Annotated in this window: 20 protein-coding genes; all 20 read left to right on the top strand. The window is 47.9% G+C overall.

Features of this window, described 5'->3' with window-relative positions:
- Positions 1-579 precede the first annotated feature (579 nt).
- The 20 genes from rsmH (at position 580) to ZMOB_RS02350 (ending at position 26,410) form a co-directional block, all read left to right on the top strand.
- On the top strand, positions 580-1,578 hold the full coding sequence (gene rsmH / locus ZMOB_RS02445; RefSeq protein WP_014500536.1) for a 16S rRNA (cytosine(1402)-N(4))-methyltransferase RsmH: 999 nt from the start codon (positions 580-582) through the stop codon (positions 1,576-1,578).
- Entirely contained in the window at positions 1,575-2,165 is a 591-nt protein-coding gene (locus tag ZMOB_RS02440) for a hypothetical protein (RefSeq protein ID WP_014500535.1), read from the top strand. The genes rsmH and ZMOB_RS02440 overlap by 4 nt, the downstream gene beginning before the upstream one ends.
- Positions 2,162-3,877 (top strand): peptidoglycan D,D-transpeptidase FtsI family protein, encoded by a 1,716-nt coding sequence (locus ZMOB_RS02435; RefSeq protein ID WP_011240695.1) that lies wholly within the window; start codon positions 2,162-2,164, stop codon positions 3,875-3,877. The genes ZMOB_RS02440 and ZMOB_RS02435 overlap by 4 nt, the downstream gene beginning before the upstream one ends.
- The gene (locus tag ZMOB_RS02430) at positions 3,877-5,337 is read left to right on the top strand and encodes a UDP-N-acetylmuramoyl-L-alanyl-D-glutamate--2,6-diaminopimelate ligase (protein WP_014500534.1); all 1,461 of its coding nucleotides are present in this window, start codon (positions 3,877-3,879) and stop codon (positions 5,335-5,337) included. Before ZMOB_RS02435 ends, ZMOB_RS02430 begins: the two co-directional genes overlap by 1 nt.
- The gene (locus ZMOB_RS02425; RefSeq protein ID WP_014500533.1) at positions 5,334-6,725 is read left to right on the top strand and encodes a UDP-N-acetylmuramoyl-tripeptide--D-alanyl-D-alanine ligase; all 1,392 of its coding nucleotides are present in this window, start codon (positions 5,334-5,336) and stop codon (positions 6,723-6,725) included. The genes ZMOB_RS02430 and ZMOB_RS02425 overlap by 4 nt, the downstream gene beginning before the upstream one ends.
- Entirely contained in the window at positions 6,713-7,783 is a 1,071-nt protein-coding gene (mraY, locus tag ZMOB_RS02420) for a phospho-N-acetylmuramoyl-pentapeptide-transferase (protein WP_014500532.1), read from the top strand. The genes ZMOB_RS02425 and mraY overlap by 13 nt, the downstream gene beginning before the upstream one ends.
- On the top strand, positions 7,780-9,105 hold the full coding sequence (gene murD, locus ZMOB_RS02415; protein WP_014500531.1) for a UDP-N-acetylmuramoyl-L-alanine--D-glutamate ligase: 1,326 nt from the start codon (positions 7,780-7,782) through the stop codon (positions 9,103-9,105). The genes mraY and murD overlap by 4 nt, the downstream gene beginning before the upstream one ends.
- Positions 9,105-10,340, top strand: coding sequence for a putative lipid II flippase FtsW (gene ftsW / locus ZMOB_RS02410; RefSeq protein ID WP_014500530.1), 1,236 nt, complete (start codon positions 9,105-9,107; stop codon positions 10,338-10,340). The genes murD and ftsW overlap by 1 nt, the downstream gene beginning before the upstream one ends.
- Positions 10,337-11,500 carry an undecaprenyldiphospho-muramoylpentapeptide beta-N-acetylglucosaminyltransferase gene (gene murG, locus ZMOB_RS02405; RefSeq protein WP_014500529.1) on the top strand — a complete coding sequence of 388 codons (1,164 nt, stop codon included), beginning with the start codon at positions 10,337-10,339 and terminating at the stop codon, positions 11,498-11,500. The genes ftsW and murG overlap by 4 nt, the downstream gene beginning before the upstream one ends.
- On the top strand, positions 11,497-12,927 hold the full coding sequence (murC, locus tag ZMOB_RS02400) for a UDP-N-acetylmuramate--L-alanine ligase (protein ID WP_012817126.1): 1,431 nt from the start codon (positions 11,497-11,499) through the stop codon (positions 12,925-12,927). The genes murG and murC overlap by 4 nt, the downstream gene beginning before the upstream one ends.
- Positions 12,924-13,856, top strand: a complete 933-nt coding sequence (gene murB / locus ZMOB_RS02395; protein ID WP_014500528.1) for a UDP-N-acetylmuramate dehydrogenase — start codon at positions 12,924-12,926, stop codon at positions 13,854-13,856. The genes murC and murB overlap by 4 nt, the downstream gene beginning before the upstream one ends.
- Entirely contained in the window at positions 13,853-14,818 is a 966-nt protein-coding gene (locus ZMOB_RS02390) for a D-alanine--D-alanine ligase (protein ID WP_011240704.1), read from the top strand. The genes murB and ZMOB_RS02390 overlap by 4 nt, the downstream gene beginning before the upstream one ends.
- On the top strand, positions 14,811-15,761 hold the full coding sequence (locus ZMOB_RS02385; RefSeq protein ID WP_011240705.1) for a cell division protein FtsQ/DivIB: 951 nt from the start codon (positions 14,811-14,813) through the stop codon (positions 15,759-15,761). The genes ZMOB_RS02390 and ZMOB_RS02385 overlap by 8 nt, the downstream gene beginning before the upstream one ends.
- Positions 15,758-17,041 carry a cell division protein FtsA gene (gene ftsA / locus ZMOB_RS02380; protein ID WP_012817123.1) on the top strand — a complete coding sequence of 428 codons (1,284 nt, stop codon included), beginning with the start codon at positions 15,758-15,760 and terminating at the stop codon, positions 17,039-17,041. The genes ZMOB_RS02385 and ftsA overlap by 4 nt, the downstream gene beginning before the upstream one ends.
- Positions 17,042-17,257: 216 nt before the next feature.
- Entirely contained in the window at positions 17,258-18,667 is a 1,410-nt protein-coding gene (gene ftsZ / locus ZMOB_RS02375) for a cell division protein FtsZ (protein ID WP_014500527.1), read from the top strand.
- Between the two features lie 75 nt (positions 18,668-18,742).
- Positions 18,743-20,812 (top strand): SPOR domain-containing protein, encoded by a 2,070-nt coding sequence (locus ZMOB_RS02370; RefSeq protein WP_252507301.1) that lies wholly within the window; start codon positions 18,743-18,745, stop codon positions 20,810-20,812.
- Complete coding sequence (locus ZMOB_RS02365) at positions 20,809-22,086, top strand: chloride channel protein (RefSeq protein WP_014500525.1); 1,278 nt, start codon at positions 20,809-20,811, stop codon at positions 22,084-22,086. The genes ZMOB_RS02370 and ZMOB_RS02365 overlap by 4 nt, the downstream gene beginning before the upstream one ends.
- An 89-nt stretch (positions 22,087-22,175) precedes the next feature.
- Positions 22,176-23,354 carry a deoxyguanosinetriphosphate triphosphohydrolase gene (locus ZMOB_RS02360; protein ID WP_014500524.1) on the top strand — a complete coding sequence of 393 codons (1,179 nt, stop codon included), beginning with the start codon at positions 22,176-22,178 and terminating at the stop codon, positions 23,352-23,354.
- Positions 23,355-23,554: 200 nt separating this feature from the next.
- Entirely contained in the window at positions 23,555-25,279 is a 1,725-nt protein-coding gene (argS, locus tag ZMOB_RS02355; RefSeq protein ID WP_012817119.1) for an arginine--tRNA ligase, read from the top strand.
- A 3-nt stretch (positions 25,280-25,282) separates the two neighbouring features.
- Positions 25,283-26,410, top strand: a complete 1,128-nt coding sequence (locus ZMOB_RS02350) for an SPOR domain-containing protein (protein ID WP_014500523.1) — start codon at positions 25,283-25,285, stop codon at positions 26,408-26,410.
- Positions 26,411-26,522: the final 112 nt, after the last annotated feature.

Below are 26,522 nucleotides of genomic sequence, written 5' to 3'. Positions count from 1 at the left end.
AGCTTTTAATCCAAAAATATAAAAATGTTTATTTTCAATAACTTATTTGATGAAGCTCAAAAAATATCTCTTTTTTTAAGAAAGTGGTTTCAATCCCACTTGTCGGTTTTATACGGCTATGATACCCCAAGAATAATAGTTAATAATTCCTTTCATTTAAATAATGATACCGATCAGATAGGGTAAGGCGTTGTCGTATTTGGCTTTCTATTACAGAAAGAACAAAAGAAATTCTGTTTCCAACAGAATAAAATTACCTGCGCCTGAACTTCATTCGAGCCATTTAAAATATAACTTTATAATTCATAATAATAATAAAAAGTTATGTGGCAATATATCATTTGGGTCTATTCTGATCCAAAAGTTAGTTCTGCTCGGTAAAATTTATCATTCTATTTTTAAACAAAGGGATAATGAATCCGCCTTATTCTTCTCATTCAATACATTCCAATTTATTGGCCAAAAATTGAATAAATTTTTTAGCCTTGTCTCTTTTTTCTTTTCTCGACTGATTTCTTCTCAATTGATGACATTTCTTTTCATAAATTTTTGCAAGTTGGGTCGGATGGAAGGTTCCTTATGACATCTGACTCTTTTTCAGCCCCCCATATTCCTGTCCTTCTTGATGAAGTCATAGAGGCTTTATCGCCCGTTGAAGGTGGTATCTATATTGATGGCACTTTTGGTGCAGGAGGATATAGTCGCGCCATATTAGAAAAGGCTGATACTCAAGTAATCGCTTTTGATCGCGATCCGGATGCTATTCGCGAAGGGGCCTCCTTGGTCGAGAAGTATAAAGGTCGGCTACGGTTAGTGAATGACTGTTTCTCTAATATCGGTCACCATCTTGATGCTTTGGATATTAAGGCTGTTGATGGAATGGTCTTCGATATTGGCGTTTCTTCCATGCAGATTGATCGCCCTGAACGTGGTTTTTCGATTCAGGCTGATGGCCCGTTAGATATGCGGATGGCACAAACAGGGCTGTCTGCCGAAGAATTCCTGAATAATGCTCAGGAAAAAGACATTGCCGATGTCCTTTATTTGTATGGTGAAGAGCGTCAGTCCCGTCGCGTGGCACGGGCTATTGTCGCGGCACGGCCTTTAACGACGACTTTTCAGTTGGCTAAGGTTATTCGCCAATCTTTGGGCTATCGTCCTTTTGATAAAAAAGATCCGGCTGCCCATTGTTTCCAAGCCATTCGGATTCATCTGAACCGCGAATTGGACGAGTTAAAAGACGGATTACAAACAGCCGAGCGCTTTTTAAAATCCAAAGGATGTTTGGCGGTTGTTACTTTCCACAGCCTTGAAGACCGCATTGTAAAGCATTTCATGAGGGAACATGCCGGGCAGACGGGGCAGGTATCCCGTCATCAGCCTGTGATCCCGCAGCAAAATCCTGTTTTTTTCTCAAAACCCGCTCGTCCTGTGAGAGCTGGAGAGGCTGAGCTTGCCCGTAATCCAAGGGCACGTTCGGCTACTCTTCGGGCTGTCTATCGGACAGAAACGCCGTTTTCAGAAGATATTTCTCGACCTGATACCCATATCCCGCGTTCTCGGAGACAATCGGCATGATAATCACAAAGCATTTTCGCTCTATTTGCTTGGTCGGGTTGTGCTGTATCGCAGCCCTGATCTGTTATATGATTACGCAGCGGGTTTCTCTGGAAAGACGGGCGCTGTTACATACCGAGCGGGAAATATTGAATTTACAGCAGACTATTCGTCATCTCCAGACCGAGAAGGATACGCTTGCCCGTTCAGGGCAAATTGACCGTTGGAATGCCGAGGCTTTTGCACTGGTTTCACCGAAAATAAATCAATTTGTCTCTGATGATACCCAATTGGCAGCGCAGGATAGTCAGGTCGATAATAGCAATACCGATCTGTCGCCGAGCCATGACAGTCAATCGGGTTTCCGGCAGGCGAGTTATGTAGTGCCTTCAGGACGCGGAGATGAACAATTTTCTATGCCTTCATCCTATAAGCCAGAACCGGTAAAAAAAGTTCAATATAATCATTCCTCTGCTGTATCAGAAACTACATTGGCGCCACCCGCTCCAGCGCAGAATACCATCAAGAATGACAATAAGGGAATGACCAAACTGGCAGCCTTATCTCTTCCGAATAACCATTATAGCAAGATACAAGCTGTCCGGTGAGCACCCGCATTAAGTCTCAAAAAAAGAAGGCCTTATCATCTGTCGCTGATATTCTGACCACAAGCCATATTCGGCTTATGGTCTTGCTTATTCTTTTTTGCTGCGGCATCGCTGCGGTTATTGCCAAGCTGATATGGCTTATCTTTATTACCGGTTGGGGGGTGGAAGAGCGCCGCCATCCACCCGTTGCGCCGTTGCAGGCGCGCGCCGATATCGTTGATCGTAACGGTCGGACATTGGCGCGCACGATTGATGTTTGGTCTATCGGGATACATCCGCGCACGTTACAGGCCAATCATATCAGCGACCCCGATATTCTGGCTGCTAATCTGGCGGCTTTGCTGCCTGAACGGACGGCTGATGAATATCGGAAGATTTTACATTCCAATCGTAGCTTTGTTTTTTTGCGTCGCCATGCCTCGCCGGAATTAGTGCGCGCTTTGAATATGCTGGGTGAACCAGCAATTGATTTCTTGCATGAGCCTTCGCGATTATATCCAGAAGGTAACTTATGCGCCCATGTTATCGGCTGGATCGGTGAAGATGGGCATGGCCAGTCCGGCATGGAATACAGTTTTGACAAGGAATTGACCGACCCCAAAAGACAATCCGAGCCTTTGGCGCTTTCTATTGATATTCGGGTTCAGGCCGCCGTTGAAAAATCATTGGCTGCAGCCATGCAAAAATATAGTGCGGTGGGTGCCAGTGCCATTGTTTTGGATGTCGATACCGGCGAAGTTTTAGCGATGGCATCCTTGCCCAATTTTAATCCGAATGACCGGAGTAGTTCTGACCCGACTGCTTTTGACAATAAAGCGACTCTTTCTGTGTATGAATTGGGATCGACCTTTAAGCCTTTGACCATGGCAACTGCTATCCAAGATGGCGTCGTAACCTCTTTGGCAAAACGGTATGATGCAACCGAGCCTTTGGCGGTGGGTCGTTTCCATATCCATGATGAGCATGCCCAGAAAAGATGGCTAGATGTGCCAGAAACGCTTGTGCATTCTTCCAATATTGTGACTGCCCGTATTGCTGATGAATTGGGCCCAGAAAGAATGCAGGCGATGTTCCGGAATCTTAATTTCGATCATCGTCCGGCTATCGAACTGGCAGCTAAAGGTCGTCCGATCTGGCCTGCTTTTTGGGCAAGAACAACGGTTATGACGACTGGATATGGTCATGGTATTGCGGTTACGCCTTTACATTTAACCAGTGCTTATGCCGCGATTGTGAATGGTGGCATTTGGCGACCAGCCACCTTGTTGAAGCGTAATCCCGATTATCGTCCCGATGGCAGCCGCCAGATTATTTCGGGTCAGACCAGTGCGACTATGCGGCGGTTATTGCGCCTGATTGTGACAGATGGAACCGGACGGAAGGCCAATGTTGAAGGTTTTCGGGTTGGTGGCAAGACCGGAACGGCAGATAAAGCCGAGAAAGGTCGCTATAATCACGGTGCGCGTATTTCGACTTTTGCAGCCGTTTTCCCTATGGATACACCGCGTTACGCTATTGTTGCCATGTTGGATAACCCGCAAGGGACGGCTGAAACCGGAGGTTATGCCACCGCCGGTATGGTAACGGCGCCAATGGTCGGGGATATTATTCAGCATATAGGCCCGTTGCTGGGGGTTATTCCTGATCCGAAACGCGATCTTGATCTTACCGATTTACGGGCTTTGTTATGGAAACCACCGGCGAAACAATAATGAGCGGCACAGAAAAAAAACTGGGATTTTTGGCCTCCGGTTACGGACTTAGCCCAAAAGAAAAAGACTATCCTGTTCTTGGTTTTGCGGTGGATAGCCGTAAGGTTGAGAAGGGTTTTGTTTTTGGGGCTTTTCCCGGAGCCAAAGTGAATGGCGAAGATTTTATAGAAAAGGCAATAGCTGCCGGTGCCGTCGCCATTGTTGCCCGCCCCGAAGTCAAAATTGAGGGTGCGGTTCATTTGGTAGCCGAAAATCCTCGATTGGCTTTTGCTGAAATGGCTGCCCGTTTTTATGCTCCTTTCCCGCCTGTTATGGCTGCGGTAACGGGCACGAATGGCAAAACATCGGTTGCAGAATTATGCCGTCAGCTTTGGACGATAGCGGGTCATAAAGCGGCATCAATCGGGACTTTGGGCGTTATTACTGCGAAAAATAGCTATTCGCTGGGGATGACAACGCCGGATGTCGTGACCTTTCTTTCTTGTTGTTCCGATTTAGCGCGTGCGGATATTTCTCATGTGATTTTTGAAGCCTCCAGCCACGGTCTTGACCAATATCGAAGTGATGGAGCGAAAGTGATAGCGGGCGCATTTACCAGTTTTTCTCGCGATCATCTTGATTATCACGGGACAATGGAACGCTATCTTGCCGCCAAACTGCGTCTATTTGATGAGCGTATTGCACCCGATGGCACGGCTGTCGTTTGGGCTGATGATCCGGCAGCCACAACGGTTATTGCCCATGTCCAAAAACGTGGTCTAAAATTAATAGATATTGGAGAAAAAGCCGAGGCTATCCGCCTCGTTAATCGAGAAGCTGATAGTCAGGGACAGATGATTACCCTGTCGATTCAAGGTGAAAGCTATAAAATTCGACTGCCTTTGATCGGTGGATATCAGCTATCCAATGCTTTGGTCGCAGCCGGATTAGTTCTGGCCACGGGAGGTGACATCAAGCAGACGATGGCGGCTCTTACTTTACTAAAACCTGTTCGAGGCCGGCTGGAAAGAGCAACCCAAAGCCAAAATGGCGCGGAAGTCTATGTTGATTATGCCCATACGCCTGATGGCTTGAGAGCTGCGATTGAAGCCTTGCGACCTCATACTGAAGGGCGGCTTTGGGTCGTTTTTGGTGCAGGCGGCGACCGTGATAAAGGCAAAAGGCCAGAAATGGGTAAAATTGCCGCCAATCTTGCCGATCATGTTATTGTAACCGACGATAATCCTCGCGGTGAGGATGCGGCGACTATCCGAAAAGAAATTCTGGTAGGATCGCCTCTGGCAGAAGAAATAGGTGGACGGAAAGAAGCTATTTTTTCTGCTATCAAGCGAGCCGAAAAGGGCGACATTGTTTTGATCGCGGGAAAAGGGCATGAGCAAGGCCAGATTATCGGCCGTGGAGAGACTATGCGGGTTCTACCTTTTGATGATGTGACTGTCGCCAAAGAGGCTGTATTATGAAGGCTTTATGGCAATCTGAAGCTATTGCACGCGCTGTAAAGGGTACGGCTTCGGCTGATTTTTCTGTTCGGAATGTCGCCTTTGACTCCCGCGAAATTCAAAAGGGCGATTTATTCTTTGCTTTAAAAGGCACGGAATCCGATGGGCATAACTATGTCGATGCGGCCTTCAAAAGGGGCGCCGCTGGAGCGGTGGTTATGTCGCCGGTGCCTTATCCTCATATTCTTGTTGATGACAGTTATCAGGCTTTGAAGGATTTGGCGGTTGCATCCAGAAAACGCAACCATGGTAAAATTATCGGCATCACCGGATCAGTCGGGAAAACCAGCACCAAAGAATCCTTGCGTCTTGCCTTGGAAAGAATGGCACCGGAGAAAGTCCATTATTCGCTAAAAAGCTATAATAATCATGTCGGTGTTCCTTTGAGCCTCGCCCGTATGCCGGAAGAAAGTCTTTTCGGTATTTTTGAAATGGGTATGAATCATGCGGGGGAATTATCTGATCTGACCAAGCTTGTTCAGCCTGATGTTGCCTTGATAACGGCGATTGCACCGGCACATGCTGCTTTTTTTGCAGATGAGACCGCTATTGCCGAAGCGAAAAGCGAAATATTTGAAGGTCTATTATCGGGCGGGATCGCTATTATCCCTCATGATTCCCCTTATCGCGATTTATTGACAGCTAAAGTCCAAGAGAAAAAGGCTGAAATTCGTAGTTTTGGTTTTGGCGAAGGGGCAACCATTCGCGCCCAGAATATCGTTCGTGAGGCAGATGGGCGTGTGCTTGTAACCGCCTCTATTCGTGATCGCCAACTTGTCTTTTCTATGGCGATGGCTGCCGAGTATTGGATTTCAAATGCGATGGCTGTTTTGGCGGTGGTGGATGCGGTTGGCGGTGATTTAACCTTAGCTAGTTTGGCCTTGGGTGATATTACCGGTTTCCAAGGTAGGGGACAGCGTTTTGATATCCCTGTTGGAGATGGAAGCGCTATTGTTATTGACGAAAGCTATAACGCCAATCCAGCATCAATGGCGGCAACGATCAAGGCTTTAGAAAATGAGCCAAAAGACAAAAGACGTATCGTTTTATTAGGCGATATGCTGGAATTAGGTCAAAATTCTGCCGCTTATCATCGGGCATTGGCAGACCCCTTATCCCATGCAAAAGTAGATCACGTTTTATTGGTCGGTCAGGAAATGGCTGCTTTGGAAGAAAGCCTTGCCGGTAAAATCGCGTGTGATCGAATAGAAAAGGCCGATCAGGCAGAAGCGCTTTTGGATGAGATATTGAAAGCCGATGATATTTTGTTGGTTAAAGGGTCGAATAGTCTGGGATTATCCACGGTGGTTTCGTCTCTTTCGAAAAAGGGCTGTGCATGTTCTATCTGATTGCCTCGGCGGAAGGCTTTTCCCGATTATTTAATCTGATCCGTTATATTACTTTCAGAACAGGGGCGGCGGCTATCACCGCCTTGTTAATCGGTTTGATTTTTGGCCCGCGTTTTATTGGCTGGATGCGTATTCACCAGCATAAAGGGCAACCTATCCGTGATGATGGCCCGAAAACGCATCTAGCAAAGGCTGGCACCCCGACGATGGGGGGGCTGATGATTTTGATCGCGGTCTCTATCTCGCTTTTTCTATGGATGGATTTTACCAATCCCTATGTTTGGGCTTGTATCGCAGTGATGTTAGGCTTTGGTGTGATCGGATTTATCGACGATTATGACAAAGTAACCCAAAATTCAACGCGGGGTGTTTCCGGTAAAGTCCGGCTGTTATGGGAATTTGGGATTGCCTTTTTTGCCTGTTATCTGATTTTGAAAGACGGCAATACCCAACTCTATTTGCCTTTTTATAATGGCCCTGTGATTGACCTTGGTTGGTTTTATTATCCCTTTGCAGCTTTTGTGATTGTTGGCACTGCCAATTCTGTCAATCTGACCGATGGGCTTGATGGTCTGGCAACGATGCCGGTGATTATTGCCAGTCTTGCCTTTTTCGTTATCAGTTATGTCGTTGGTAATGCCGTTTTTGCACATTATCTCGGTATTCCTCATGTCCCCGGTGCCGGAGAGTTAACGATTTTGACAGGGGCGATTATCGGGGCGGGTTTTGCTTTTCTGTGGTTTAATGCACCGCCTGCGGCCATCTTTATGGGTGATACGGGGAGCCTTGCTTTGGGGGGATGCCTTGGCACGATTGCGGTTGCGACCCATCATGAAATCGTTTTGGGCATTGTTGGTGGCCTTTTCGTCGCAGAAGCCTTGTCGGTGATTATTCAGGTCGGTTTCTACAAACGTTTTAAGCGGCGCGTATTCCGTATGGCACCGCTTCACCATCATTTTGAACAACTGGGTTGGTCAGAGCCGACCGTGGTGATCCGTTTCTGGATTATCAGTTTTGCTCTGGCTTTGCTTGGTCTAGCAACGTTGAAGTTAAGATGATTACTAGCCCCGTTTTTTCCGGTCAGTTTTATGCGGTTTTAGGCCTTGCCCGATCAGGCATGGCCACTGTAGCTGCCCTTTTGGCATCAGATGCCAAGGTGATGGCTTGGGATAATAATCCTGAAACCCGCGATCGACTGCAACAGCAATATCAAGAAGCGATTGATAAAGGACGGCTGGTTATTGCCGACCCGATGATTGCTGATATTTTTGGCATATCGGCCTTTGTCGTATCTCCCGGTATCCCAATCAATCGTCATCCGATTGCCGCTTTGGCGAAAGAACGCGGTATCCCGATTATTGGCGATATCGAGTTATTTGCCCAAGCCCATGGATTTTGGGAAAGACATGGACGGCGTTGCCCCGTTGTCGGCATCACTGGAACAAATGGTAAATCGACGACAACCGCGCTGATCCATCATATTTTGAAAGAGGCGGGTCTCCCGACCTTGATGGGTGGTAATATTGGTTTGCCTTTATTAGCAGCAGATCCTTTGCCCGATGGTGGGGTCTATGTGTTGGAATTATCCAGCTATCAGATTGATCTGACCTTTACCCTTGATTGCGATATTGCGGTTTTGACCAATATTACGCCGGACCATCTCGATCGGCATGGCGGTTTTGAAGGTTATCGCAAAGCGAAAGAACGACTATTTTTACTGCAATCATCGCCACATTATGCCGTTATTGCAACGGATGATATCCCTAGTCAGGTAATTGCCAAGCAGTCGGCTGCCCATTTGGTCACGGTGCATGCTGATAATATTTCGGCAGAAGATCAAATAAATTGGCCGAATTTGCAGGGCCCTCATAATGCTCAAAATGCCGTTTTAGCGATGGCCGTTGCCCATATTCTGGGTATCTCGGATGATGTTATTTCAAAAGCCTTGGTTAGTTACGCGGGGTTGCCTCATCGGATGCAAAAAATCGGTGAGCGGCGGGGTGTTTTGTTTATTGACGATTCCAAAGCGACCAATGCCATGGCAACAGCCCCTGCTTTGGCGGCTTTTCCGGCTATCCACTGGATATTAGGAGGAGTGCCGAAAACAGCTGACCTTGATCCTTGCAAAGCCTTCTATAATCATATCCGTCAGGCCTACACGATTGGTCAGGCGGGCCCTGATTACGCGCAATTATTGCGTGAAGCGGGGGTGAACGTCGTGGAATGTGGCACCCTTGAAAAAGCAGTGCGTTTGGCAGCGGAAGAAGCCCAGCCTGATGAAGTCGTTATGTTGACTCCGGCTTGTGCTTCTTTTGACCAGTTTAGCGATTATGAGGCGAGGGGACAGGCCTTTAGAAAAATAGTGGAGGCGCTTGATTAATGGGCGCTATGCACCATTCCGGATCTGATAAAGTCGATAGCGCTTCTGTGATCGAAAACCGGAAAAGAAAAACGCGGAAAGATAACAAAAATCAGAGACTGGGGCGAGCTGACCGCTCGGCTTTGGGGCGATGGTTTTGGGAAATTGACCGCTTTCAGCTTTTTCTGATTTCGCTTTTGATTGCAATCGGCGTGATTGCTGTTGCCGCGGCATCCCCTGCGATTTCGGCTCAAGAAGGAAAGCCCGCCTTTTATTATTTTACCCGCCAGATTTTCTGGTGCCTTATCGGTATCCCCGTCATGATCGGGGTATCCATGGCACCGAAAGACCTTGCCCGTCGTGCCTGTATTTTAGGGGCGGCAGTGTGTTTTTTCCTTTTACTCCTTGTGCCTTTTTTAGGTGTGGAAGTGAATGGTGCCAGACGATGGCTTGGTTTCGGGATGTTTAAAATCCAGCCTTCGGAATTTTTGAAGCCTTTTTTTGTCGTTACGATGGCTTGGATGCTTTCTTTCCGCTTCAAAGATAAAAATTTACCGGTAATCCCGATCTCAATGTTTTTTGTGGCGATTATTGGTGTGTTGTTGATGAAACAGCCTGATTTCGGCCAGACAGTTATCTTTACAGGAGTCTGGCTGGTCTTGTTGCTTTTATCAGGTATTCCGGTTTTCTTGATGGTCGGCCTTGGTGTGGCGGGGGCTTTAGGTGTTGTCGCGGCCTATGAATTTTATTCTGTTGCCCATACGCGGATTGATGCCTTTTTGAACGGCACCGGCGACCATTATCATGTTGACCGCGCAATGGCGACTTTGACTAATGGCGGCTTTGTCGGTGTGGGTCCTGGTAGCGGGATTGAGAAATTTCGCTTACCTGAAGCCCATAATGACTATATTTTCTCCGTTATCGGTGAAGAATTTGGCCTTTTGGCCTGTATTATCATTGCCCTTATCTATGGCACTATTGTTATAAGGGTTTTTAGACGCCTGCTTGGCGAGGATAACGGCTTTCTGTTATTGGCCTCGGCAGGTCTTGCGACCCAATTCGGGTTGCAGGCTTTAATTAACATGGCGGTGAATGTGCAGCTTTTGCCTTCAAAGGGAATGACCTTGCCCTTTATCAGTTATGGCGGGTCGTCTCTTGTCGCTATGTCTATCGGTTTCGGATTGTTGCTGGCTTTCACCCGCCGCAATCCTTATCTTGCCCGATCAACCTATCTTCCGAAGTGGCAGCAAAAATGAATGGCAGCCGACAATATATTCTCGCCGCTGGTGGCACCGGTGGCCATATGATTCCAGCCCACGCATTGGCTGTTGAGTTAATGCGGCGGGGTCATCATGTGGCTTTGGTGACCGATGAAAGAGGAACGCGTTTCCCCGAATTATTTAAAGATGTCCAGATACATCAGCTTCCTGCTGGTCGTTTGACGGGCGGGGTAAAAGGCCTGTTTCAGGCGATGCGGAATATTTGGGCAGGGCGGGAACGCGCCTTGACGCTTTATGAAAATTTTACACCGGCGGCGGTTGTCGGTTTTGGTGGTTATCCGGCGTTACCAGCGCTATTGGCGGCTTTTAAAGCGAAAATCCCGACGGTTATTCACGAGCAAAATGCGGTGATGGGACGGACGAACCGTTTTCTGGCTGGAAGAGTGGATGCCATTGCTACCGCTTATCATCAGGTTGATCGGCTGAAAAAACGGTATCGTCGTAAGACTGAAGTAACAGGTAATCCGGTGCGGGATGAAGTCTTGTTTCTGCGTGACCTGCCTTATCCGCCGTTAAGTGACAACAGCATTTTTCGGATATTGGTGGTCGGTGGTAGCCAAGGTGCCAGCATTTTGTCAGAAGTCGTACCGGAAGGTTTGGGGTTATTGCCGCTTCATCTGCGGCGGCGGCTTCAAGTGACGCAGCAATGCCGACCGGAAGATTTGGAAAAGACTCGCGCTCAATATGCTAAGCTTGGTATCCCTGCTGATATTTCGACCTATATGGCGGATTTACCGCAGCGTCTTGGTTGGTCTCATTTGGTTATTTCCCGTGCAGGCGCTTCGACCATTGCCGAATTAGGCGTTGCCGGACGGCCTGCTATTCTTATTCCTTATCCTGCGGCGATGGATAATCATCAATATGCCAATGCCCGTGAGCTTGTTTCTGCCGGTGGCGCGCGTTTGATTGATCAACGACGCTTTAATCCTTTTGAACTGGCAAAACAGATTCAAAAAATGGCTTTGGAGCCTTCTGCTTTGAAAAATGCCGCTGCCAGAGCAAGGCAGGTTGGTTATCCCGATGCGGTTGAAAAATTGGCTGATTTGGTTGAGCGGGTCGGAGGCGATCTGCCTCAACAGAATTCTATAGAAGAAGATTCAACTTTCGAAAAAAATCAAGAAGGAGCGGTTGCATGAAGGGTGTCGGCACGGATATCGGCCGAATTCACTTTGTCGGGATAGGGGGTATCGGAATGTCCGGTATCGCCGAAGTGATGCATAATCTCGGCTATCAGGTTCAGGGTTCTGATATTTCAGAAGGCTATACTGTCGATGCTTTGCGCCAGATGGGAATTAAGGTTCTGATCGGGCATCATGCCGAAAATGTCAAAGATGCGGCGGTGGTGGTTGTTTCCAGTGCTATTCATCGTGGTAATCCTGAAGTCGAAGCTGCCCTTGAAAATCGTATTCCGGTTGTGCGTCGCGCAGAGATGCTGGCTGAATTGATGCGGTTAAAGTCCACCGTTGCTGTTGCTGGCACCCATGGGAAAACTACCACGACTTCGATGGTTGCGGCCTTGTTGGATGCGGGTGGTATTGACCCGACGGTTATCAATGGTGGCATCATTAACAGTTATGGTTCCAATGCGCGTTTAGGTGACTCTGATTGGATGGTTGTCGAAGCCGATGAAAGCGACGGCAGCTTTTTACGCTTGGATGGCACCTTGGCCATTGTGACCAATATTGATCCTGAACATCTGGATCATTACGGTTCCTTTGAAAAAGTGCAGGATGCTTTTGTCGAATTTGTATCCAATGTGCCTTTCTATGGTGCTGCTTTCCTGTGCATTGATCATCCTGTGGTTCAATCTATCCTCCCTCGTATTCGGGATAGACGGCTGATTACCTATGGTTTTTCGGCTCAGGCCGATATTCGGGCGGTTGATATCACACCTATCTCTGGTGGTAACCGCTTTACAGCGGTCATTCGTAGCCGTGATGGAGATATCCGTCGGATTGAAAATATCTTTTTACCGATGCCCGGACGGCATAATATCCAAAATGCACTGTCGGCTATCGGGGTGGCTTTAGAATTTTCCATTCCTGATGCCGCTATCCGTGACGGTTTTGCACGTTTTGGAGGGGTGAAACGTCGCTTCTCTCGGGTTGGCGAGATTAAGATTGGTGATGGCTCGGTTCTGGTTATTGATGACTATGGTCATCATCCGGTTGAGATTAAGGCTGTCTTATCAGCCGCCAGAGAAAGCGCGCAACAACGCGTCATTGCTGTGGTTCAGCCGCATCGTTTTTCGCGTTTGCATGATTTGATGACAGAATTCCAAAGCGCTTTTAACGATGCTGATATGGTGTTTGTCGCACCGGTCTATGCTGCTGGTGAACAGCCAATAGCGGGCGTGGATTCTCAAGCCTTGGTTTCGGGATTGAAACAGCATGGCCATCGTTCTGCTCAAGCTGTGGATTCTCCTCGTTCTTTGGCGATTGCGCTTGCTGATATTATCAAGGCCGATGACATCATTATTTGCCTTGGCGCGGGCGATATTACGAAATGGGCCGCAGGTCTTGCGGCGGATATTACCTCAATCAGAGAGGTTCATCACTTATGACAACTGCTACATCTTCCAATATCTCAAGTAAATTGCCGTCTATTCGCGGTGAAATAGAAGCCAATGCGCCTTTGGCACCCCTGACATGGTTTCGGGTCGGCGGTAATGCCGAATGGTTGGTTAGCCCCTATGATACCGAAGATTTGTCGGATTTTCTGAAGAAAATTGACCAGTCTATGCCAGTTAGGGTGCTGGGGATTGGTTCCAATGTGATTATTCGTGACGGCGGTGTTTCCGGCGTTATCATCCGTTTGCCGCGTCGTTTTTCATGGGTCAAAAGAGAAGAGGGGAACCGCCTGCGTTGTGGTGGATCGACCCTCGGCATGATGATTTCAAAGGTTGCTGCTGCTGAATCTTTGACCAATTTAGAATTTATGCGCGGTATTCCGGGATCCATCGGTGGTATGATCCGCATGAATGCGGGTGCCTATGGCGGTGATATTTCCAAGATTCTGATTCAGGTTACGCTGGTTCGTCGGAATGGTGATATTGAAATCTGGCCAGTTGAAAAATTGAATTTTGCCTATCGCTATTCTGAATTGCCAGAAGATGCGATTGTGACCGAAGCGCTTTTCCAAGGGCAACCCGGCGATAAAGACAAGATCGAAGCTCAGATGAATAAAATTATCGCCGAGCGTGAAGCCAGTCAGCCGGTTCGCAGCCGGACGGGGGGATCGACCTTTAAAAATCCTGAAGGCTATAAAGCCTGGGAGCTTATTGATGAAGCTGGTTGTCGTGGTTTGAAAATCGGTGATGCCGAAGTTTCTACCAAACATGCCAATTTTCTGTTGAATTTGGGTGATGCTACCGCGGCTGATATTGAAAATCTTGGCGAAGAAGTGCGGGCGCGCGTTAAAGCGAAATTCGGTATTACCCTTGAATGGGAAATAAAACGCATCGGCCATAAACTCGATGGGGATAAGGCATGAGCGACAAAAAGCATGTTGTCGTTTTGATGGGCGGATGGTCTTCGGAACGTGAAATTTCGCTTCTGTCAGGCCGCCATGTCGGCAAGGCTTTGGAAGAGGCTGGATATCGCGTGACGCTGCTCGATATGGATCGGGATATTGCGTTCAAGCTTCGTGAAGCTAAGCCGGATGTGGTTTTTAATGCTTTGCATGGCACGCCGGGTGAAGATGGCAGTATTCAAGGTCTGATGGATTTAATGGCTATCCGTTATACCCATTCGGGTTTGACGGCTTCGGCCATTGCCATTGATAAAGAATTGACCAAAAAGATTCTGACCCCTGAGAATATTCCGATGCCGCAGGGCTGTTTGGTTGAGCGCGAAAGCCTTTATACAAAAGACCCGTTGCCACGACCTTATGTCTTGAAACCGGTCAATGAAGGCTCTTCTGTCGGCGTTGCGATCATTGATGAATCTTTTAATGACGGTCAGCCTATTCGGAAAGACCAGATTGATCCGTGGAAAAATTTTAAAACCCTTCTTGCCGAACCTTTTATTAAAGGGCGGGAATTAACCGTGGCGGTGATGGGTGACAAAGCCTTGGCTGTTACCGAATTATGCCCGAATAACGGCTTTTACGATTATAAAGCCAAATATACTGATGGCATGACGACCCATATCTGTCCTGCAAAAATTCCGGCAGAGATTGCTGAAAAGGCGATGGCTCTTTCCTTGAAAGCGCATCAACTTTTGGGATGTCGGGGCCCGTCGCGTTCCGATTTTCGTTGGGATGATGAAGCCGGATTGGATGGTTTGTTTCTGTTAGAGGTGAATACCCAGCCGGGTATGACACCTTTAAGTTTGGTTCCTGAACAGGCAAAACAGCTGGGTATCGACTATGTCGCCTTGTGCCGGATGATTGTTGAGGAAGCCTTGGCGGAAGACACATTACAAGAAACCAAAATGGCAGGACAGGGTGGCTAAAGCAGCACGCAGAACAAAATCGGCTCCGGCTAGGCGTTCTCCAAGGCGGCATGCCCGCCAAACGGGTGCGACAATTCGTCGCCCCAAACGGCCTATCAAGAGTAATGAGACGATAGCTCTGCCTAAATGGCTGGGTTTTCTTTCCCATCCGTTATTAAAACAGATGGCAAAGCGTCTTTTGCTTATTCTTGTTATTGTCGGATTTTTGGCCGGTCTTTGGGCTGCGCGTTGGCCACAATTATTGGCGACCAAAACAGGTGAATATCTGGGACGGCAGGGCTTTTCTGTCCGTCATGTCGAAATCGTTGGTTTGCATCATATGGATCGGCAGGCGATCTATGACATCGCCTCTACCCAGCAAAATCTGGCGATGCCTTTGGTTGATCTTAATGCTATTCGGGATCGCTTGTTACGTTTTGGCTGGATTGAGGATGCGCGTGTTTCCCGCCGTTGGCCGGATACTTTGGTCGTTGATATTGTCGAGCGAAATCCGGCGGCGGTTTGGCAATATCATGGTCATTTGAGACTGGTCGATAATAACGGCATTATTATTTCGGATGTTGACCCGCATGCTTCGCCTGATCTGCCCTTGGTTATTGGGGCGGGTGCCAATCTGCATCTTGAAGATTTGGGGCATCTTTTGGAAGCAGCCCCCTCTTTGAAACCGATGATTGATGCAGCAAGCTGGATCGGGAATCGGCGGTGGGATTTGCATTTTGCTTCTGGTGAAACTTTATCTTTACCAGAAGGGAATGAAGCCGAAGCGGCTTTGGTGCGTTTCTCTCATATTAATCGCGAGCATCACTTGTTAGAAAGGGGCTATGTCAAATTCGATATGCGTGTTCCGGGGGCACCTATTACAGCCAGAATTTCACCGGAACCCGTTAAGAAAGCGACAAAGCCTGCAAAGGCAGCTGATCCTTTGGTAAGTGATCGAATATGAAGGAACGACATCATAGTATGACGCCGGTAAAAGAAGGCAATCTGATAACTGCGCTTGATATCGGTTCTTCCAAAATTTCAGCCCTGATTGTTGAGAAAAGGGCTGATAATGTTTTGCAGGTATTGGGAAGTGGTCAGCGAGAAAGTCTGGGGGTCAGACGGGGCTATCTTTTCGATATGGAATCGACGGAAAAGGCGGTTCGAGAAGCCGTTGAACAGGCCGAAAGGATTGCAGGCACCAATATTGAATCTGTCTGGGTGTCTTTTTCTGCGGGAGGATTGATATCCGATCTTAGCTCGACAGAAGTAGCCTTGAATGGTCAACGGATCGAAGAAATCCATATGGAGACCCTGTTGGCGACCGGACGGGATGCGATTGATCCTGATGGGCATATGGTGCTTCATGCTCAACCCGCCCTTTATACCTTGGACGGGTTAAAGGGGGTTAAAAGTCCGATTGGTCTTTATGCCGACCGCTTGGGAGTCGATATCCATGTGATTGCTGCTGAACCTTCGCCTGTCAGAAATTTGGAATTGGCGGTGCGTTCGGCACATCTGGAAGTGCAGGCGATTGTTGCTGCGCCGATCGCGGCCGGAATGTCTTGCCTCTTTGCAGAAGAGCGGGAATTGGGTGTGGCCTTGGTTGAATTAGGGGCAGGCGTTACCAATGTATCCCTTTTTGCCGGTGGGCTGTTGGTTGGTTTGACTTCTATCCCGATGGGCGCATCCGATATTACAGATGACATCGCGGCGGCTTTTGGCACCAGACGGTCGGATGCAGAAAGATTGAAATGTTTTTATGGATCGGCGCAGAGTTCACCTCGCGATAATCATGAGATGATAGATGTGGCGCCGATTGCCAATGACGAGGATGTAATTGATCCACAACGGATAAGTCGGGCGCAGCTGATCGGTGTTATTCGGAAGCGTTTGGATCATTGGATGGATCATATCGCCGATGCCCTGAAATCTTTGGGCTATAATGGCCCCGTCGGACGTCAGGTGGTGTTAACAGGAGGGGGTGCAGAATTGAAAGGTATTGCCGATTATGCCCAAGGTGTCTTGGGTCGTTCGGTTAGAATAGGGCGGCCGCACGGCCTTGTTGGGCTTCCAGATGCCCATAGTGGCCCGGCTTTTGCGACTTTGACGGGGCTTGTTCTTCATGCTGCGTCGGAACCCTTTGATCTTAGACCGCTCTCTTATAATAATAGAATGGGCAGTCAAAAATCTTTTATGGGATCTTTTAAACGTCTTTTTCAGATGTTTCGTCGCGAATATTAAAAATATATTCAAAATTAAGATTTTATTGCACATTTTTACGTGCTTTTAGTAATGGCTTCAGGCAATATAAGATTTAGTCACTAGGTAACAGGGTGAATAGCTTTGTTTGGTCAGATCCGGTAATCTTTTCGACAAAGAGTAACTTGTTAAATCCGATTTTATAGCATTGTAGCCTAGGATAAGCCTGACAAAATGTATTTGGGACGGAGAGCGTAAATGACCATCGAATTCATGCAACCCAGTGATAGCAGCGAAGTAAGTGAGCTGCCCCGGATTAGCGTGATTGGTGTCGGCGGCGGCGGCGGAAATGCTGTTGCCAATATGATTGCATCAGGTGTGCAGGGTGTCGATTTTATTGTAGCCAATACAGATGCCCAGGCCTTAAATATCTCTCCGGCAGAACAGCGGATTCAGCTTGGCCCGACGACGACGCAGGGCTTGGGGGCAGGATCGAGACCGGAAGTCGGTAAAGCGGCCGCAGAAGAAACGATCGAGCAGATTCAGGAAGCCTTGGAAGGCGCAAGAATGTGCTTTATCGCCGCTGGGATGGGGGGTGGCACCGGCACGGGTGCAGCACCGGTCATCGCAAAAGTAGCGCGTGATCGTGGTATTCTGACAGTCGGTGTTGTGACCAAACCGTTCAACTTTGAAGGTAAAAGACGGGCGCGGTCAGCTGAAAGCGGTATTGAAGAACTGCAAAAGCATGTCGATACGCTGATTGTTATTCCAAACCAGAATTTGTTTTTGATCGCCAATCCGAACACGACCTTTAAGCAGGCCTTCCAGATGGCGGATGAGGTTTTGCAGCAGGGTGTTCGCGGTATTACCGATTTGATGGTTTGCCCCGGTCTTATCAATCTTGATTTTGCTGATATCCGTTCTGTCATGAGCGAAATGGGTAAAGCGATGATGGGTACCGGTGAGGCTTCCGGTGATAATCGGGCTATTGAAGCCGCGGAAAGAGCCATTGCCAATCCGTTGTTGGATGGTGTGTCTATGAATGGCGCACGAGGCGTAATCGTTTCTATTATCGGTGGTGAAGATATCACCTTGATGGAAGTCGATGAAGCCGCCAATCATATTCGTGAATTGGTCGATGATGATGCTAATATCATCTTTGGTTCAGCCTTTAACGAAGACCTTGATGGTCGTATCCGCGTTTCTGTTGTGGCAACCGGTATCGATTCGAGCAAAAAAGAAGGCGAAGAAGAAAAATCTTCTTATAATCCGACTAGCTCGGCTTCCGGTTATACCGCTGTTTCCTCTCAGTCGATGTCTTCGGTATCCCAGTCCACCGTTGTACCTGCCCCAAAGGCAGTGGCACCGCAGCCCCAGCCGCCTGTTGAAGATGAGCTGGTTCTTGGACAAGAGGCCGTTAAACCGGTCGAAAAAAAAGATAATTTAAAAGCAGCTTCTCCGTCCGTCGATGACAGCGATTTTAACCAGAATTCTAACGCTGGTTGGAATAGCGAGCCGACCCGTCCGGCTCCGAGACTGGCAAGAGAAGGCAGCACCTTATTTGAACGGATGTCTAACATTGCCCGTGGAGCTGATCGCAAAGACAGCACTGAAAACCGTGGCCGTGTCGATATCCCTCAATTCTTGAATCGTCAGGGTAATTCCTAAAATTTCGGGTCTTTGTTAGACTCAAAAAAAAGAAACAGGTCGTTCTCATTCGGTGAGCGGCCTGTTTTTTTATCTGTGGCATCCTACGGCATCAATTTAGCTTCATTTCTGACCGCTAAAATATATTTAATCCGATCTTCTGCCTTTTTTGTCGTTTTATGCTTGCGTTCGCAAAGACAGTTAGCTTTTTACGTTACTATGGCTATCGAGATAAAAGATTCTAAGAATGGCGGTTTTGGGAAGCAGCCCGTTCCGTCCGAATTTATCGGCACCCGCATATCGGCAAAAGCCCAAAAGACATCCTATGGTAAGATACGATATATCGTTAAATCTACTTGGGTATCTTTTCTGGTTTTGACAGGCATCCCTTGCTATTCTGTTCCTTTACAGGCGCAAATAGCCGAGAATGAGACGGGTAGCGATAAGGCAGATTTGACTGTTTATCTGCGCCGTTTGGCGGCGCAACCTCATGATACCAATGCCCTGATTGGAGCAGGACTGGCTTCTTATCGGGCGGGTGACCTTCACGCTGCTTATGGTTTTTTGTCCCGTGCCGAGACATTGGCTCCCCATGATGGGAAAGTAAAAGCTACCTTAGGATCGATTTTTATCCAGCAGGAAAAACCGCAGCAGGCCTTAAAATATTTTCATGAGGCAGTCTCGAATGGTATTCCAGCAGCCATTGTCGCGAGTGATAGCGGATTGGCTTATGATTTATTGGGCAATAAAGCCAAAGCCGAAGCAGCCTATACGATGGCTTTATCCTCTCATCCTGATGATGAGACGGAAAGGCGATTTGCCCTTTCTCAAGCCATTGCCGGACATGCTAGTAATGCCCTCGCTTTGATTGATCGCCAGCTAAGACAACAAAATCGGGCTGCATGGCGCACGCGTGCTTTGATATTAGCGTTAACCGGCGATGTCGCTGGAGCTAATGCTATTATCAAATCAACGATGCCTGCCGGTTCTGCCGAGGCAATGGCGTCATTTTTAAGCCGTTTACCCCATCTGTCAGCTCAAGAAAAAGCGGCAGCCGTGCATTTCGGGGATATGAAAGTTAAAGGCAGCAGCTCGCAATCGCTTTGGGCTGAAAATGACAAATCGGGCCCTGCTGATACCAAAGAGCCTGTTTCAGATTTTAATATTGATAGCATTCCGGCAACGCCTGAAGATTACGTCACATCAGAAAAACCCATGCCACTGGCTCCGCAGGCACCGCGCCCAGAAGTCGGTGAAGATCCGATTCGGCCTTTGACAGTCAAAGACGATGATAGAGAGCCACCAACGCCCAAAGTTCTTTTAAAATCGAGAAGAGGCAATGTTGGCGAAAAGGCAAATCCTGTAGCTGTAACGGTTTCGCCTCCTGTTGTTCCGGCTCCAACAGTGTCGCCCGTTCTGCCGAAGCCAAAAAGTAAAATCGCTTCGGCACCGATTGTACAGGAAAAGACTTCTGAAAAAACACCGCCGACTACTAAAAAAACGCCGGTTAGGAGCGAGGCGGAGTTAAAGGCCTATTGTAAGATAAATATTGAAAATAGCCTTAAGTTACCCGCTAAAAAGGCAATGAAAGGGAAAATTGTAGCAAAGCCTGCTCATGCGTCTAAAACACCCAGCAAGGTCGAGCTTTTAAAGATCAATCAATGTATTGCCGAGCAAAAGGCACTCGATCAAAAAGCAGAAAAAAGTAGTGCGAAAAAGGTAGGCAATCTGCCGATTGAGGCCAGTGAGAAAAATCCCAAAATGCTGAATGGGAAAAAAGACCTGTCAGCGAATAGCCCAGCTACTACGATAGAAAAGAAAAATAGCCATGCTGCTGTAGATACAAAAACGGCCACTGAGACCAAAGCCGTCACCAAATCAGCGCATGAGGCCACAAGTGAACGCTATTGGGTTCAGGTTGCCAGCGGCGAAAATAAGGCTAATCTTCTTGCGGTCTGGCAAAAATTATTAACCAAATATCCTTTACTGAAAACAACACAGCCATGGACTTCGCCTTGGCATAAATCGCATCGTTTGCTGGCAGGCCCGTTCTCGTCAGATGAACAGGCACAAGATTTCGTTAACAAGCTAAAAAAACATGGTTTTTCGACGATTCAATTTACATCTCGTAAAACTGTGCCGGTAGAAAGGCTGACGGCAAAATGAAGATACGCTATGGCCTTGCCTGTCTTGCTGTGGGCTGCCTAACCGGATTGGGCGGGATGCTTTTGTCATGGATACTGCATGCCGTGCAACATATCGCTTATGGCTATAGCTTGCAGCATGTCATAAGCGAGGAAAGCTTTTTAAAAGGTAGCATGGCCGCGTCACCTTTGAGGCGGTTAGAAGTGCTTGTTTTTTGTGGGGCTGTTGTCGGTGGTGGCTGGGGCTTGCTGCGTCATTTTGGTTCACCTTTGGTTTCGATTACGCAAGCCGTTGCCGCCAATAAAAGAGTAATGCCTTTCTGGACGACTATTATTCATGTCCTTTTGCAGATTGTGACGGTCGGCCTTGGCTCGCCCTTAGGGCGGGAGGTGGCTCCGCGGGAATTGGGCAGTTTGATTGGCGAAAGATTTGCCTTTTGGGGGAGCTTATCCGAAAATCAGCGGCGGATTTTAGTCGCTTGTGGGGCAGGGGCTGGATTGGCTTCGGTCTATAATGTGCCACTTAGTGGCGCGTTATTTGCTTTGGAAGCCTTGTTGATGACATGGGCTAGTCCGGTTGTCATTGTCGCTTTGTTGACCTCGGCCTTGTCTGCTCGCATGGCATGGATTCTTCTGGGAAATAGCATGGTCTATCATGTCCCTGCATGGCCAGTAGATACCCGATTAATGCTGTTGGCATTACTTGCAGGACCTGTTTTCGGGATTGCTGCTCATTATTTTCGCTTTTGGTCGCAAAAAATAACCGCCAGCAGAATAAAGGATAACCGCCGATTAGCTTTGGTGGCTATCCTCTGTTTTGCCGCGATTGGCCTATTGTCTATGTGGTTTCCTGAAATTTTGGGTAATGGCAAAGGCCCCGTGAGCTTGGCTTTTAATGATAATTTATCCGGTATGAAGGCCGGCGAGTTATTCTGTTTTAAAATTCTGGCTGTCTTTCTAGCCCTCTGGGCAGGCGCATATGGGGGATTATTGACTCCCGGTATCAGTTTCGGGGCTTTGTTGGCTGTTGTTATTGGCCATCTATGGAATATGTGGTTACCGCCAGTGCCGATTGGTGCCTTTGCTATTATTGGGGGTGCCGCTTTTTTAGCGAGCTCAATGAAAATGCCGATTACGGCTATGGCTTTGGTCATCGAATTTGCCAGAACCGGTCATGATTTTCTGATTCCTATTGCTTTTGCAGTGGCGGGTTCCATTGCTATCAGTCAATTTTATGACCAGAAAAAACAGCCAAAAACAGCATCTAAAAGCGTTATCAGTCATTTGGGAGGGTAGGCTTGTTTTTGGAAGGATGATTTGCTCTTGAAATTCATTTTCTATTTTTGGCTGTGGTTTTTATGCGTTATTTGTAAACGCCCGATGACATGGGTCATGATAGAATAATGAAAACAGAATTTGCATCTTATGCCGCCGATCCCGAATTATCCCGTGGCAGACTACATGATGAAGGGAAGGGTGCCGTAAGAGGCCCCCGCAATGCTTTTCAGCGTGACCGTGACCGGATTATCCATTCTATGGCTTTCCGAAGGCTCCGTTATAAGACGCAGGTTTTTATCGCGCCGGAGAGCGATCATTTTAGGGTGAGATTGACCCATAGTTTAGAAGTCGCCCAGATTGGCCGGACGATAGCCCGGGTGCTTCGGTTGAATGAAGACCTAACGGAAGCCTTATGTCTGGCGCATGATTTAGGGCATCCGCCTTTTGGTCATATCGGCGAAAATATCTTGAAACAGGCGTTGAAAGACGCAGGTGGTTTTGACCATAATGCCCATAGTCTTCGTATCCTGACCCATTTAGAATCGCCTTATCCGCGTTGGTCAGGCCTCAATTTGACTTGGGAAATGCAGGAAGGTTTAGCCAAGCATAATGGCCCGATAAGGCATCCGAATTGGGCATTATCAGCTGTGGATGATGCTTTCCCGTTGGAATTGACAAGCTGGCCATCACTAGAGGCGCAAGTAGCGGCTTTGTCCGATGATATCGCCTATGACAACCATGATTTGGATGATGGATTGCGGGCAGGATTGATTGATCTTGAAGAAGTCGTTGCCCAGCCTTTGATTGCCCCAACATGGCAAGCCGTGAAAACACGCTACCCTGATTTAACTGGGAAAAAGTTAATTGCTGAATTGATCCGTGAGCAAATTGGTCGAATGGTCAATGATTCGCTGGATGAGACCCGCCGCCGGATTGCCTTTTTTAAACCGGAACATCTGACGGATATCCGGCAGATGCCTCAAGCCATGGTCGGCTTTTCAGATGAGATGACCAAGAATGAGCGGCTGTTTAAAAAATTCATGTATCAAAAGCTGTATCATCACCCCCGATTATTACCGATTGCGGAGAGATCGTCTTATATTATTTCCAGATTGGTAGCGCTTTATAAGGATAATCCGCGATTATTGCCGGAGGATTGGCAAGAAAATTGGCCGGATAATGAGGTCGATCGGCAACGGCATATCGTTGATTATGTCGCCGGTATGACGGATCATTATGCGTTAAAACGCTATCATCAAGATATCGGTGCCTTCGATCTGGTCTAAAAAAGGATATCGCTTATCCTTTTTGAAATAGATTTATTTCTTCAAAGATTGATAATAATGCCCTTGAGAGGCTTTAGTCAGGATTTGATTGTTCCGCAAAATAGATTAGAGCCTTTTGGCAACAACAGGTTAAGGCTTGGGATAGTAGCTTTGGCTGTTTTTTTGCTTTTTCATTATTTGTCTGATGGATTATTTTAACCGTGACCCTTTATCGCCATTTTGCCGCGCAGCTCTCTTCTATTCTTGATACCTTTGAGGCCGAAGGTCTGTTACCGGCCGGTCTGGATCGTAGTCGGGTTGCTGTCGAGCCACCGCGTGACCCGTCTCATGGAGATTTGGCTATCAATGCCGCTATGGTACTGGCAAAAGCGGCTAAGACGGCGCCCCGTGCTTTGGCTGAAAAACTGGTTGAATCTTTGTCCCAGTTGGAAGGGGTTGAGTCTGTCGAAATCGCAGGCCCCGGCTTTATCAATATCCGGTTGACCGATGATTGCTGGCGGAAAGAATTGACCCATATTCTGGAACAGGGTCAAGATTATGGCCGTTCTGATATTGGGCAAAATTTACGCGTTAATGTTGAATATGTTTCGGCAAACCCTACCGGACCTATGCATATGGGCCATTGTCGGGGCGCCGTGGTTGGTGATGCTCTGGCCTCTTTGCTAGATTTCGCTGGTTATAAAGTTACCCGCGAATATTATGTCAATGACGCAGGACAGCAAGTTCAGACTTTAGCGCGTTCGGCCTATATGCGCTATCGGGAAGCCTTGGGTGAAGAAATCACCATTCCTGAAGGCCTGTATCCGGGTGACTATTTGGTTCCGGTTGGTAAATTACTGGCTGAAAAATATGGCGACCGTTACCTCAACGCGCCGGAATCCGAATGGCTGGCTTTGTTCCGTGAAACGACGGTCGCAGCCATGATGGACATGATCCGTGATGATTTAGCCTTATTAGGTATTCATCACGATAAATTCACGTCAGAAGCAGCGCTTCACAAAGCTGGTATTGTCCAAAAAGCCATTGATAAACTGGAAAAAGAAGGCCTGATCTATAAAGGCGTTTTGGAAGCGCCGAAAGGTGAAACGCCGGAAGATTGGGAACCTGTCGAACTGACCTTGTTCCGTGCGACTAAATTTGGTGATGACAGCGATCGGCCTGTTCAGAAATCCGATGGTAGCTACACCTATTTTGGTGCTGACCTTGCTTATCATGCCGAAAAAGCAGCGACTGCCGATCAGCTAGTCGATATTTGGGGTGCTGACCACGCAGGAACGGTTAAGCGGATTAAAGCAGCAGTTGCAGCTTTGACCCAGAATAAAGTCCCGTTGGATGTAAAACTGGTTCAGATGGTGCATTTGCTTCGTGGCGGTGAGCCAGTCAAAATGTCGAAGCGTTCCGGTAACTTCGTTACCCTTGCGGATGTCGTATCAGAAGTAGGGCGCGACGTTGTTCGCTTTTCAATGCTGACCCGCAAAGCGGATGCCCAAATGGATTTCGATTTTGAAAAAGTAATCGAAGCCTCAAAAGACAATCCGGTCTTTTATGTCCAATATGCTCATGCCCGTGTTCACTCCTTGCATCGGCGGCTTGTATCAGAGAATATTACTTTACCTGAAAAAGCGGATTTAAATCTGCTTGATAAAGAAGAATTGGCGTTGATTCAGCAGGCTGCCCAGTTCCCGCGTCTGATTGAAGCGGCGGCTGTCGCGCATGAACCACATCGTATCGTTTTTTATCTGTTCACCTTGGCTGCGGATTTTCATAGCTTGTGGAATAAAGGTAATGATAATCCTGACCGGCGTTTTCTGTTGCCGGATAATCCAGCAAAAACAGCAGCCAGACTAGCTTTGGCTGATGCTGTTGGTCAGGTTATCAGAAATGGGCTTGGCGTAGTCGGCGTCAATGCCTCGGAGGAGATGTAGGGAATGGATGATAAAGATCAGGAGCATGATGCCATGAATTCTCATGGCCGGCCACAAGAGAACAATACCTATAACCGAACATTTGGCCGGTCTAATGCTCATGGTTCGTCCCGTGATGACACCAGTGATTTTTATGATCATCATTCGGCTGATGCAGATGATGGCGATGAAGATGATAGCTTGCCATGGCTGGAACCCGTAGAAGATGACGATAATGGTCATGGTGGGAATATTTTCCAGATCGTTATTGTCGCCTTGGTCGCTTTATTGACTTTGGCTTTGCTAGGGATTGGGCTTTATTGGTGGTTCCATCGTCCGCCAGCCGTTAGTGGTAATGCGTCCGTGATTACAGCGGAACCGGGTCCCTATAAAACCAAGCCCCGTGAGCCAGGTGGGATGAAAATCGAAGGCGAAGGTGAATCAGCCTATGCCGCCAGCGAAGGACGGGATATCAATTCATCTATTGATACATCCGTGCAGCCGGAACAGCCGATGACGATCGCGCCGAAACAGGCTGAACAGCCTATCACGCCACCGCCTCCAGCCTCAGCACCTGTCACAAAAACGCGGCCTGATGTCGTAGAAAATGAACCGGAAATGTCGGATATGACGGGCGACACCCGTCATTCAACCGCAACGCATCCGGCAGCCCCACGTCCAGCAGCACCGGTGAAACACGAAAAAGAAGTTAAACCTGCCGAGCATCCGGTTAAGGCTGCGGAACGTGAAAAGCCACCTGTTGCTGTGGTTAAACCGGCTACAAAAGTTGAAAAGCCGGAAGCTGAACATCCAGCAGAAGTGGCAAAACCCAAAAGTCGCGAAGATTCCGTTGCGGGTGTGATGAGCAGTCTTCACAAAGATGCTCATCCGGCAGATGAAGCCAAAAAAGCACCAGCAGGTGCCGGTGTTATCCAGTTGGGTGCCTTTGGTAGTGAAGCCAAAGCCAATGAAGTTTGGTCTCATTTGACGCAGCGTTATAGCTGGATCAAGCCTTTGCCGCATCAGATCATCTCTGTGAAGATCGGTGAAAAGACCTTCTATCGTTTACGGGCGACAGCGGGTGGTCAGGCGAATAGCTTCTGTAGCCAGCTTCAGGCCGCAGGTGAGACTTGCGCCCATATCGGAAAATAATATCCTGATCTGAAGAGGGTATGCGTAAAATAAATACGCATACCCTGTATTTTTTCGTCTGTTTATACTGTTTTTATGCCCATCGGGTGCTATGGCTGCTGGCAATAAAACT

This window comes from Zymomonas mobilis subsp. mobilis ATCC 10988, assembly GCF_000175255.2.
GTDB classification, from domain to species: Bacteria; Pseudomonadota; Alphaproteobacteria; order Sphingomonadales; family Sphingomonadaceae; genus Zymomonas; species Zymomonas mobilis.
This window is presented reverse-complemented; position numbering and strand designations above follow the sequence as displayed.